This window comes from Bradyrhizobium sp. Ce-3 (assembly GCF_022835695.1).
GTDB lineage: Bacteria > Pseudomonadota > Alphaproteobacteria > Rhizobiales > Xanthobacteraceae > Bradyrhizobium.
Window position 1 is genome coordinate 283590 of the sequence record NZ_BQUV01000003.1, and the last position, 12264, is coordinate 295853.

General features: G+C 65.8%; 10 protein-coding genes. 8 read left to right on the top strand and 2 right to left on the bottom strand.

The genetic code is table 11. From position 1 onward, the window contains the following. Window positions 1-169 precede the first annotated feature (169 nt). Entirely contained in the window at window positions 170-1171 is a 1002-nt protein-coding gene (locus BRSPCE3_RS12375; protein WP_244066089.1) for an Hsp33 family molecular chaperone, read from the top strand. A 109-nt stretch (window positions 1172-1280) separates the two neighbouring features. On the opposite strand, the gene apaG is transcribed toward BRSPCE3_RS12375, so the two are convergent. Then, a complete protein-coding gene (gene apaG / locus BRSPCE3_RS12380; RefSeq protein WP_146988385.1) occupies window positions 1281-1679 on the bottom strand; it encodes a Co2+/Mg2+ efflux protein ApaG in 399 nt (132 codons plus the stop codon). Window positions 1680-1955: 276 nt separating this feature from the next. On the opposite strand from apaG, the gene BRSPCE3_RS12385 reads away from it, so the two are divergent. The 5 genes from BRSPCE3_RS12385 to BRSPCE3_RS12405 all read left to right on the top strand — a co-directional run bounded on the left by BRSPCE3_RS12385 (window position 1956) and on the right by BRSPCE3_RS12405 (window position 9366). Then, complete coding sequence (locus BRSPCE3_RS12385) at window positions 1956-3221, top strand: OpgC domain-containing protein (RefSeq protein WP_244066090.1); 1266 nt, start codon at window positions 1956-1958, stop codon at window positions 3219-3221. After that, window positions 3218-3991, top strand: a complete 774-nt coding sequence (locus BRSPCE3_RS12390; protein ID WP_244066091.1) for an SGNH/GDSL hydrolase family protein — start codon at window positions 3218-3220, stop codon at window positions 3989-3991. Before BRSPCE3_RS12385 ends, BRSPCE3_RS12390 begins: the two co-directional genes overlap by 4 nt. Window positions 3992-4004: 13 nt before the next feature. Then, window positions 4005-5033: an SGNH/GDSL hydrolase family protein gene (locus BRSPCE3_RS12395; RefSeq protein WP_244066093.1), complete on the top strand. Its 1029-nt coding sequence runs from the start codon at window positions 4005-4007 to the stop codon at window positions 5031-5033. Window positions 5034-5360: 327 nt separating this feature from the next. Next, entirely contained in the window at window positions 5361-6863 is a 1503-nt protein-coding gene (glpK, locus tag BRSPCE3_RS12400; protein ID WP_244066094.1) for a glycerol kinase GlpK, read from the top strand. Window positions 6864-6921: 58 nt separating this feature from the next. After that, on the top strand, window positions 6922-9366 hold the full coding sequence (locus BRSPCE3_RS12405; RefSeq protein WP_244066095.1) for a penicillin acylase family protein: 2445 nt from the start codon (window positions 6922-6924) through the stop codon (window positions 9364-9366). 203 nt (window positions 9367-9569) lie between these two features. Here the strand turns inward: BRSPCE3_RS12405 and BRSPCE3_RS12410 are convergent, their stop codons facing one another. Next, on the bottom strand, window positions 9570-9851 hold the full coding sequence (locus BRSPCE3_RS12410) for a hypothetical protein (protein WP_244066096.1): 282 nt from the start codon (window positions 9849-9851) through the stop codon (window positions 9570-9572). A 149-nt stretch (window positions 9852-10000) separates the two neighbouring features. Here BRSPCE3_RS12410 and BRSPCE3_RS12415 point away from each other — a divergent pair, with 149 nt between their 5' ends. Together BRSPCE3_RS12415 and BRSPCE3_RS12420 are read left to right on the top strand one after the other, a co-directional pair. Then, entirely contained in the window at window positions 10001-10594 is a 594-nt protein-coding gene (locus BRSPCE3_RS12415) for an N-acetyltransferase (protein WP_244066097.1), read from the top strand. A 156-nt stretch (window positions 10595-10750) separates the two neighbouring features. After that, window positions 10751-11377, top strand: coding sequence for a glutathione S-transferase family protein (locus BRSPCE3_RS12420; RefSeq protein WP_244066098.1), 627 nt, complete (start codon window positions 10751-10753; stop codon window positions 11375-11377). Window positions 11378-12264: the final 887 nt, after the last annotated feature.

Here is a 12264-nt window from a genome sequence, read left to right on the forward strand (position 1 = left end):
GCGAAAGCAGGGACCCATACGCCGCGGCCTGTGGAGGCGGCACAAGGGGAGACGCCTTGTGCCGCGACAAAATCCCGTGGTCATGGGTCCCTGCTTTCGCAGGGACGACGGATAGATCGGTTTGAGTGAACCCCTTTATTTCATGGTCCGAGACCCCAGATAGAGCGCCATGGTTTCACAATCCCCCGACATCAAAATCACGCCCGAGACGCCCATTCGCGCGCCGTCTTCGGTTCCTGTCGACGATGCCGTGCTGGCCTTCGAGGTCGGCGCGCTGGATTTGCGCGGCCGGCTGACCCGGCTCGGCCCCGCGCTCGACGAGATCCTGCACAAGCACGATTATCCGCCGGCAGTCGGCAAGCTGCTCGGCGAGGCCATCGTGCTGACCACGCTGCTCGGCTCGTCGGTCAAGTTCGAGGGCCGCTTCATCCTGCAGACCCGGACCGAAGGTCCGGTGTCGCTCCTGATCGTCGATTTCCAGGCGCCCGACCGGCTGCGCGCCTATGCGCGTTACGACGCCGCGCAGCTCAAGCCGGGGCAAACCTCGGGCGAGCTGCTCGGCAAGGGCCACCTGGCGATGACGATCGATCAGGGCTCCAACACCAGCCGCTACCAGGGACTGGTCGCGCTCGACGGCGGCGGCCTCGAAGAGGCGGCCCACGAATATTTCCTGCGCTCGGAGCAGATCCCGACCCGGGTGCGGCTTGCGGTCGGCGAGGAGATGCGCGGCGGCGAAGGCGGCAAGCTGCACTGGCGTGCCGGCGGCATCCTGCTGCAATTCCTGCCCAAGGCGCCCGAGCGCGCCAAGCAGGCCGATCTGCATCCCGGCGATGCGCCGGAGGGCACGGTCACGCACTCGGTGCCGGACGACGATGCCTGGGTCGAGGGCCAGTCGCTGATCTCGACCGTGGAGGATGTCGAGCTGATCGATCCGGATCTCTCCGGCGAGCGGCTGTTGTACCGCCTCTTCCACGAGCGTGGCGTCCGCGTCTTCAACCCGCAACCGCTGCGCGCGCAGTGCTCCTGCTCGCGCGATGCGGTGTCCTCGATGCTGAAGAGCTTTGCGGCGAACGATCGCGCCGAGATGGTCAAGGACGGCAAGGTCGTGGTGACCTGCGAGTTCTGCTCGTCGGTCTACGAGTTCACGCCGGAAGAGGCCGGCGTCGAGTAGGCGCGTTCGTCATAGTAGCCCGGATGAAGCGCAGCGAAATCCGGGGCCGCTCCAACCGCGGATGCACCTGCCCCGGATTGCGCTTTGCTCCATCCGGGCTACGCAGGCGCTAGTTCAGCACCCTTTTTCCATCCGGGCTCGGGCTGTCCAGCGAGAACGTCGGCACGTCGATCTCGAAGCGCTCGCCGGCTTCGGTGACCATCTGGTAGCTGCCGGTCATGAAGCCGGAGGCGGTCGGCAGCGGCACGCCGGAGGTGTATTCGAAGCGCTCGCCGGGCGCGAGCACCGGCTGCTCGCCGACCACGCCCTCGCCCCGCACCTCCTGGCGGCGCCCGGTGGCGTCGGTGATGATCCAGTGCCGCGTGCGCAGCTGCACCGTTTCCGGGCCCGAATTGACGATCACGATCTTGTACGACCAGAAATATTCGCGCCGGTCGACCGACGAGCGCTCCGGCATGAAGTTCGGCTCGACGGTGACTTCGATCTGGCGGGTAACGGCGCGGTACATACGGCTCAATCCGATGGTCTTGGCGCGTGATCCGTTGTCGACCGGATCACGCTCAAACATGCGCCATCATAACCAATTGGTCCGCCGGAACCAATCGCCTGCCGGGCCGTGAAAAGCCGGGCCGAGGCCGTTCATCGCGCTTTCAACATAGTTCCGCTCTAAGGCGCGGCCGCATGTCGCCGCACGCTTTGTCGGCAAGGCTTTCTCAGGAAGTCGTGGGCGCATAGTATGTTTTCAGCTGGGCACGCGGGGCGTTCGCGGCCGACACGGTGTTTGATGAGCTCGATTGCCGATCCCATAGCCGGTTCACCGGTGGCTGACGCCAAAACCGAGGCCAAAGCCGAGGCCAAGGCCGAGGTGAAGGTCGCTGCGCCCGCGATCACGCTGCCGGCGACCGGTGAGCGCGAACTCCGGCTCGATCTGTTCCGCGGGCTCGCGCTGTGGCTGATCTTCATCGATCATCTGCCGACCAATCTTCTGACCTGGCTGACGATCCGCAACTACGGCTTCTCCGACGCCACCGAGATCTTCATCTTCATCTCCGGCTACACCGCGGCCTTCGTCTATGGCCGCGCGATGCTGGAGGGCGGCTTCGTGATCGCGACCGCGCGCATCCTGCGCCGGGTCTGGCAGATCTATGTCGCGCATGTCTTCCTGTTCACGATCTTCCTCGCCGAGATCTCCTATGTCGCGACCTCGTTCGAGAACCCGCTCTACTCGGAAGAGATGGGGATCATGGACTTCCTCAAGCAGCCCGATGTCACCATCGTGCAGGCGCTGCTGCTGCGCTTCCGCCCCGTCAACATGGACGTGCTGCCGCTCTATATCGTCTTGATGCTGTTCCTGCCGCTGATCCTGTGGCTGATGAAGTGGAAGCCCGACGTCACGCTCGGCCTGTCGGTCCTGCTCTACGCGCTGACCTGGCAGTTCGATCTTTATCTCTCGGCCTATCCGAACGGCTTCTGGGCGTTCAATCCGTTCGCCTGGCAATTGCTGTTCGTGTTCGGCGCCTGGTGCGCGCTCGGCGGCGCGCGGCGGATGTCGCGCATCCTGTCGTCGAACATCACGATGTGGATCTGCATCGCCTACCTGGTCGCCGCGTTCTTCGTGACCCTGACCTGGTACGTGCCGCAGCTCGGCCACATCATGCCGAAGGTGATCGAGCAATGGATGTATCCGATCAACAAGACCGACCTGGACGTGTTGCGGTTTGCGCACTTCCTGGCGCTCGCAGCCCTCACCGTGCGCTTCCTGCCCCGGGATTGGCCGGGCTTGAAATCGCGCTGGCTGCGACCATTGATCCTGTGTGGCCAGCATTCGCTTGAGATATTCTGCCTCGGGGTCTTCCTCGCCTTTGCCGGACACTTCGTGCTTGCCGAAGTCTCGGGCGGTGCCGCACTGCACGCCCTGATCAGCGTCTGCGGCATCCTCATCATGTGCGGCATGGCGTGGATTATTTCGTGGTACAAGCACTCCGCCGACAAAGGCGCCTCGAAAAAAGGCGCCGCCGGCAACGCCGATCTGGCGGGAGGGGGAGCATGAAGTCCGCGCGGACGATGCTGGGCCTGTTGCTGCTGGCCGCCTGTTTGGCGGCCGCCCCCGCGCGCGCCGGCGACACCCCCGAGCAGCCCCAACCGGCGCCGCCCTGCGACGTGCCCGCTTATCTGCTGTCGAGCGAGAGCTCGCTGCCGAAGGTCACCGATGCGGTGAAGGCCAATCAGCCGCTCAACGTGCTGGTGGTCGGCAGCCGCTCCTCGACCATTCCGGGCAACGAGGCGAGTGCCTATCCGGCCACGCTGCAGGCGGCGCTGAAGGAGGCATTTCCGTCGGCCACGATCGATCTATCCGTAGAATTACAGGCAAAAAGCACCGCCGAGGAGACCGCGGGAACCCTTGTTAAGCTTGTTGAAGCAAAAAAGCCTACTTTGGTTATCTGGCAGACCGGAACAGTCGATGCTATGCGAGCAGTCGATCCCGACGATTTCCGTACCGCCATCAACGACGGCGTTGTTGCGTTGCGGGCCGCCGGGACCGACGTGGTGCTGGTCAACCTGCAGTACAGCCCGCGTACGGAGACGATGATCTCTGCACCGCCATATCTCGACAATATCAAGGTGGTGGCGCAGCAGCACGACGTTCCGCTGTTCGACCGGTTCGCGATTATGAAGCAGTGGAGCGACGCCGGATATTTTGACCTGTTCAGCACCTCGCATGGTGTCGATCTGGCCAAGAAGGTTCATGCCTGTCTCGGCCGCGCACTGGCGAAATTCGTGATCGATGCGGCTCATCTCGGGCCGGTGCAGCAGAATTAAGGAAGCAGAGTAAATGCGTTTTGCGTTCCCTTTTCGCTCATTCTCAGGGCGAAGCCTGTGCGCCGTTGCGGCGCTCCTGCTGCTTGCGCCGCTCTCGGTTGTGCCGTCGCGCGCGCAGACCGGCCAGGCCGATCAGCATGCCGCGCTTTCGCCGGATACCAAGTCCGCGGCCGCAAGACCTGATCTGGCAAGATCTGATACGAGCAAGCCCGCCGCGATCGAGGCCGATGCCGCCAGTCCGCAGCCGCAACCCGGCGTCGCGGCCAAGGCGCTCGACAAGATGAAGCAGGTCGCGAAATCCGCCACCGACATCTTCCATCGCGTGCCCTGTCAGCAGCCCAAGGGCGTGCCGAACTCGACCGGATCGCTGCCGCATGTCGCGGCCAAGCTCGCCGCCGGCAAGCCGGTGGTCATCATCGCGTTCGGCTCGTCCTCGACCCAGGGCTATGGCTCGTCGGCGCCGGAATTCACCTATCCGAACCGGCTCGCCGCGCAGCTGCGCCGGCAGTATCCGTCGGCCGACATCACCGTGCTCAACCGCGGCAAGGGCGGCGAGGACGCGCCCGAGATGATGAAGCGGTTGCAGACCGAGGTGCTCGACGTGCATCCCGACATGGTGATCTGGCAGGTCGGCACCAACGCGGTGCTGCGCAACCTCGATCCCAGCGAGACCGCCAGGCAGGTCGAGGATGGCGTGGCCCGCATCCAGGCCGACGGCGCCGATGTCGTGCTGGTCGATCCGCAATATTCGCCGCGGGTCACCGAGCGTCCCGAAAGCGCGCGCGGCATGGTGAAGCTGCTTGGCCGCATCGCAGCACTTCGCCATGTCGGCATCTTCCCGCGCTTCGAGGTGATGCGCGACTGGCACGAGAAGCAGGCGATCCCGATCGACGATTTCGTCACCGCCGACGGCCTGCACATGAACGACTGGGGCTATGCCTGCTTCGCCCAGCTGCTCGGCGACGACATCATCCGCTCGGTCGGCGCGATCAAGATCGGCGTCAACGTCCCGGCGGACGTGCGGACCTACCGGCCGATGTGATCGGGCGCGTCGCTGGGCCCCTTGGCGCACGTCAGAGAACGTAGGTGCATGAATCGCGCGCGGCACCAAGCATTCCGCGTCGTCCCGGCGAAGGCCGGGACCCATAACCACCGAGGGTCATTGTCGCGCGCTCGCGGAATGACGAGTCCCGCCTACAACAACCGCCGCGGAGTATGGGTCCCGGCCTTGGCCGGGACGACGACGGGGGAGCGCGTGGCGCCACTCGCGCCTTAGGACCATGGGTCTCTCACCGCCACCAGCAATCTTGACCTCGCCGCGGTAATCCGCTCCCTTGGCGCCTCGACCCAAGCCTCAAGGGAAACGCTCATGTCTTTCGTGCTGGCCATCGATCAGGGCACCACATCGTCGCGCGCGATGGTGTTTCGCAGCGACATCTCCATCGCCGCGGTCGCGCAGCAGGAGTTTCCGCAGCATTTCCCGGCCTCCGGCTGGGTCGAGCATGAGCCGGAGGACATCTGGACCTCGACCGTGATGGTGTGCCGCGAGGCGCTGGAGAAGGCCGGCCTCAAGGCCAAGGACATCGCCGCGATCGGCATCACCAACCAGCGCGAGACCACCGTGGTGTGGGACCGCGCCACGGGACAAGCCGTGCATCGCGCCATCGTCTGGCAGGACCGCCGCACCGCCGACATCTGCGCCAAACTGAAAAGCGAAGGCCATGAGCCGGCGATCTCGGCCAAGACCGGTCTCATTATCGACCCCTATTTCTCCGGCACCAAGGTCGCCTGGATCCTCGATCACGTGCCGGGCGCGCGTGAACGTGCCGAACGCGGTGAGCTGCTGTTCGGCACCGTCGACTGCTATCTCTTGTGGCGGCTCACCGGCGGCCGGGTGCACGCCACCGACGCCACCAACGCCTCGCGCACCCTGCTGTTCAACATCCATACCGGCGCCTGGGACGACGACCTGATCAACCTGCTGCGCGTGCCGCGCTCGATGCTGCCCGAGGTGAAGGATTCCTCCGCGCGGTTCGGCGAGAGCACCGCGGATCTGTTCGGCGGCCCGATCGCGATCTCCGGCATCGCCGGCGACCAGCAGGCCGCGATCATCGGCCAGGCCTGCTTCGAGCCCGGCATGATGAAGTCGACCTACGGCACCGGCTGCTTCGCGCTGCTCAACACCGGCACCACGCCGGTGGCTTCGAAGCACAAGCTGCTCACCACGATCGCCTACCAGCTCGGCGGCCAGCGCACCTATGCGCTCGAAGGCTCGATCTTCGTCGCCGGCTCTGCGGTGCAGTGGCTGCGCGACGGGCTCGGCATCATCAAGCATGCCGCCGAGACCGGGCCGCTCGCCGACAAATCCGACTCGATGCAGAGCGTCTATCTGGTGCCGGCCTTCGTCGGCATGGGCGCGCCGTACTGGAATCCGCGCGTGCGCGGCGCGCTGTTCGGCCTCACCCGCAACACCGGCCCGGCCGAGCTTGCGCATGCGACGCTGGAGAGCGTCTGCTACCAGACCTTCGATCTGTGGGCCGCGATGCGCACCGACTGGCCGGAAGCGAATGCCGCCAACACCGTGCTGCGGGTCGATGGCGGCATGACCGCGTCCGACTGGACCATGCAGCGGCTTGCCGATCTGCTCAACGCGCCGGTCGATCGCCCGATGATCCAGGAGACCACGGCGCTCGGCGCCGCCTATCTCGCCGGCCTCGACGCCGGCGTCTATCCGGAGCCCGCGAAATTCGCCGACAATTGGCGGCTCGAGCATCGCTTCCGGCCGGCGATGAGCGAGGCGACCCGTGACCGCAAGCTCGCCGGCTGGGCCCGCGCCGTGAAGGGCGTGCTGGCGAGCGACGAGGGGGAGTAGCGCCGGAAAAAATCCGGCTCAAGTCGCGTACCAAGAATAACAACCATCGGAGAACAACATGAACACGGATCTCAACCGCGTCACCAAGCTACTCACCGCCGCGATCTGCACCGCAATGCTCGCAGCACCCGCCGCCGCGCGCGAGAAGCCGAGCGCGCTCGTCGCGGCGCGCGAGGCCAAGAGCGACGTCGCCGGCCTGAAGGCGCCGGGCCAGATCCTGGTCGATGTCTGGGGCATCCCGCACATCTATGCCGGCAACGAGCACGACCTGTTCTTCCTGCAAGGCTTCAACGCCGCGCGCGACCGGCTCTGGCAGATCGATCTCTGGCGCAAGCGTGGCCTCGGCCTGCTGGCGAAGGATTTCGGGCCCGCCTATGCCGAGCAGGACAAGGCGCTGCGGCTGTTCCTCTATCACGGCGACATGAATGCGGAGTGGGCCGCCTACGGCCCGAAGGCGAAAACCTATGCCGAAGCCTTCGTCGCCGGCGTCAACGCCTATGTCGCCGACGTCAAAGCGGGCAAGCGTCCGCTGCCGATCGAGTTCAGGATCGCGGGTACCACGCCGGACCTGTGGTCGGCGGAGGATGTCGTGCGCGTGCGCAGCCACGGCCTGACGCGCAACGTCGCCTCCGAGGTGAAGCGTTCGCTGGTGGCCTGCGCCGCCGGCCTCGATGCCGATCGCTTCCGCGTCAAGCTGGAGCCGGACTGGACCACGAAGATTCCCGATGGCCTCGATCCCTGCAGCGTGCCGAAGGGCGTGCTCGCGGCCTACGACCTCGCCACGCGCCCGGTGAAGTTCGCAAGCCCGAAGGACCAGAAGGCGGCACTGGCGCATGATCCCGACACATATCTCGCCGAGGCCGACCAGCAGCGCGACACCATCGGCTCCAACAACTGGGTGATCGCGGCCTCGCGCACCGCGACCGGACGGCCGATCCTCGCCAACGATCCGCATCGCGAGCATTCGGTGCCGTCGCTGCGCTACATCGTCGGCCTCAACGCGCCCGGCATTTCGGTGATCGGCGCCGGCGAGCCGGCGCTGCCGGGCATCTCGATCGGCCACAACGACACCATCGCCTTCGGCCTCACCATCTTCAACGTCGACCAGGAAGACCTCTACGTCTACGAGCTCAACCCTGACAATCCGAACCAGTACCGCTACGGCACGGGCTGGGAGGACATGCGCATCGTGCACGAGAAGGAAGCGGTGAAGGGCGAGGCCGATCGCGATCTCGAGCTGAAGTTCACCCGCCATGGCCCGGTGATCTATGTCGACGCCGACAAGAAGCATGCGTTCGCGGTGCGCTCGATCTGGTTCGAGCCGGGCACCTCGGCCTATTTCGGCTCGTCCGACTACATGACCGCGAAGTCGTGGAACGGCTTCCTCGGTGCGATGCGGCGCTGGGGCGCGCCGTCGGAGAACCAGGTCTATGCCGACACCTCAGGCAATATCGGCTGGGTCGCCGCAGGCAAGACGCCGCGCCGCTTGAGCTTCGATGGGCTGATGCCGGTGCCGGGCGACGGCCGCTACGAGTGGCAGGGCTTTCTGTCGCTCGACGAATTGCCGAAGCTGTATCAACCGAAGCAGGGCTTCATCGCCACCGCCAACCAGATGAACCTGCCGGCGGATTATCCGGTCAACGAGCGCCGGGTCGGCTTCGAATGGTCCGACAGCGCGCGCTGGCAGCGCATCGTCGAGGTGCTGCAAGCCAACAGCAAGGTGACGCTGGCGGACGCGATGGCGTTGCAGAACGATGACACCGGCATGCTGGCGCGGCGCCTCGTCGCATTGCTGAAGCCGCTCACGTCCGACGATGCCAATGTGAAGAAGGGCCTCGATCTCCTGAAGGTGTGGGACGCACGCGACACTGAGGACAGCGCGGCCGCCGCGGTCTACGAGGTCTGGATCGCCAACCACCTCGGCCCGGTGCTGCTCAAGACCACGGCGCCGAAGGCGGCCGAGCTGATCGCGCCGGAGGCTTCCAGCATCTCCGCGATCGTCGGCTATCTCGAGAAGCCCGACGCCGCGCTCGGCGGCGATCCCGCAGGCGAGCGCGACCGCGTGCTGCGCGACAGCCTCGGCGCGGCCGTTGCTGACGTCACCGACAAGCTCGCGGGCGATGCGTCCATGTGGCGCTGGGGCCGCCTGCACGTCGCCAGGTTCGATCACGCGCTGATGCCGCTCGCCGACAAGGCCACCTCAGCCCAGATGCAGGTCGGCCCGCTCGCCTATGGCGGCGCCGCCAACGTGCCGCGCGCCGCCACCTATCGCCGCTCCGACTATCATCTCACCGCAGGCGCCTCGTTCCGCATGGTGCTCGATGTCGGCAATTGGGATGCGAGCCGCACCATCAACACCCCCGGCCAATCCGGCGATCCCTTCAGCGGCCACTACCGCGACCTCGCGCCGCTGTGGGCGACGGGGCAGTACGTCCCGTTGCTCTACAGCCGTAGCGCCGTGGAGGCGGCAACAGCGGAGGCGATCACGCTGACGCCGAGGTGAGGGGAGGTCTCACCGGCAGCGCCACAAACTCCGCCGTCGTCCCGGCGAAGGCCGGGACCCATAACCACGAATGCAAATTGTGTTGCGATGCTGGGACCACAGCGCGTTTCGACAACTCAACCCTGTGGTAATGGGTCCCGGCCCCGGTGCGCAATTGCGCACCAGGCCGGGACGACGTCGAGTATGCGGCAAGCGCCGTCACTCTACCTTCCAAGCTGCTCCTGCACTTCCAGCATCGCACGCAACGTGTCGTCGCTGAGCTTGCCGTGCGGTGACGGTGTACGCCGCTCGACGGTCTCGACCGGACGTGCATGCTGCGGGACAATCGGTGCGCTGCGCACGGGCGCACCGTCCTCGATGTCAGCGGCCTCGTCAGCCGCACCCGCGCCATAGGCATAACCGACGCCGCGCCGGCGCCGCGCGGGTTTCGGCTTCGGTGGCGGCGGCGTAGTGATGATCGGCGGCAGCGTGTGATGGCGCGACACGGTGGTTGCTCCGGTGGCCTCTGCACATCGAGCGCTTGATTCGCACAAATCCCCACTGACAAATCGGTAACATTGTTACGCCGCGTTGCATTGCATCTGAGGCGACATGCGAATATCTCCGGCCGGCAAGCAGAAACAAAGGTCGCTGAATGCTGTTGCCCGACGGTTACTCCGACATTCTCCACGGCAAGATCGCAGCCGTCGTCACACACCTGGAAATGACCGCGCGGCCGCAGCTCGCCGACGATCCGCTTGGCGCGTGGCGTCTGCGCAAGATCGAGCCGCCGGCGCTCGACTGGTATCGCGATCTCTACCGTCGCGTCGGCGAGGAGTGGCTGTGGTTCACCCGTACCGGGATCGACGACGCGGATCTCGCCTCACGAATCCACGCGTCCGGTGTCGAGCTCTACGGACTCCTCGTCGATGGCCGTGATGAAGGCCTGCTCGAGCTCGACTTCAGCGTATCAGGCGAATGCCAGCTGCTCTATTTCGGCGTCACCGCAAAATTCATCGGCACCGGCGCCGCGCGCTTCCTGATGAACCGCGCGCAGGAGATCGCCTGGTCGCGCGACATCGGCCGCTTCTGGGTGCACACCTGCACCTTCGATCATCCCTCCGCGATCGCGTTCTATCAGCGCTCCGGCTTCCGCCCGTTCCTGCGGCAGATCGAGGTGGCCGATGATCCGAGGCTCGACGGCAAACTGCCGCGCGATGTGGCGCGGCATGTGCCGGTGATTGAATAGCTCATCGCGCAGACCGGATGACGATCCGGTTGCAATGCAGCGCGAGCCATCTAGGATGGTGCAAAGCGCAACCTCCGACCCCGGCGTGGCCGCCACACCTCGAAAGCCCTGCTTTCGCGGCAGCGGCCTACTGCGGCACGACCGACGAGATGATGGATGTTTTTGATCGGCCAGTACGACTCGCCCTTTGTCCGCCGCACCGCGATCGCGCTGCGGCTCTATGGATTGCCGTTCGAGCACAAGCCGTGGTCGACCTTCGGTGATGCCGAGAAGGTTGCGGCCTATAATCCGGTGCAGCGGGTGCCGACACTGGTGCTCGATGACGGCGAGGCGCTGATCGAGAGCGGCGCGATCCTGGATTATCTCGACGAGCTGGTCGGGCCGGAGCGGGCGATGCTGGCGCGCTCGGGCATCGAGCGGCGCAAGCATCTGCGCATCATGGCGCTGGCGACCGGGCTCGCCGACAAGGCGGTCAGCCTGGTCTACGAGCGGGTGCTGCGCAAGGAGCAGCTCAAGCTGTGGGTCGAGCGCTGCGAGGGGCAGATTTCCCGCGTGCTCACGGTGCTGGAGCAGGAGCGCGCCGCGGTGCAGACGCCTTATTGGCTGGGTGATCGCATCGGCCATGCCGACATCGCGGTGGCCTGCGCGCTGCGCTTCACCGGCGAGGCGCATCCGCATCTGTTCGACGCGCGCTACCCGGCACTGCAGGCGCACGCGGCACGGTGCGAGGCGCTGCCGCCGTTCCGGGAGATCGTGCAGCCGCTGGCGCCGCCGAAAGGGTAGGGGGCGCACACGCGATGTGAGGTGAGCACGCCTCGCGGGCTCCCTCTCCCCCTGCGGGAGAGGGTGGGGAGAGGGGTGGCCCCGGGCGAGATGATTGCCGAACGCATTGCCCTTGCGAGACGTGTGCTCGTCGTCGAGACGAATGCGGAGAGTGCACGTCGTGTGGCACCCCTCTCCCCAGCCCTCCCCCGCAAGGGGGGAGGGAGCCGTTCAGCCGGTGCGTCCCTCACGCGCGCGCGTGCCACTGAGTTGCCCGACGGCGCAAGTCCCCGCATCGAAAATATTTCGCTTTATCCGAAGCGCGACACAGTGTATGGTCCACCCGTCTCGCCCGACACGAGGGGCGCTTCGCGGTCGTCACGAACGCGGGTCGAGATGCGGTGGACGCTGAGCGCGCAGTTGACGAATGCGCGTGGATAGCGGACGGCGAAGTCGTGTGGTCCTGACGCCCTGGTGGCAGGTGTCTTTTCCGATTGCGCAGGTCGCGCGTTGCGAAGACGGTGACAAGCAAGCCCAGTCTCGCCGGGGAGAGCACGAAGTAAGCCGTAGCCCATCGCGCAGGGAAAGCCGGATTGCTCCGGTTACACCTGTGGTCCTACCCCCGTGCTTTCTACCTTTTGCACGGGGCCCATGGGTGCGATCGGCACCCGGCTTTCCCTGCGCCCTCTTCAAGAGAGAGGGCGGAACGAGACGCAAAACTCGGGCAAAACATGTCGCGAGAATGCCGAAGTATGACCCACTAGCCGTGCAACATTCTGGGTGTCGTCCCGGCGAAGGCCGGGACCCATAACCACAAATGCCGATTGTTGTGCGACCTTGGAACGACGAGTCCCATTCACAACGCAAGCCGCGGAGTATGGGTCCCGGCCTTCGCCGGGACGACAGTT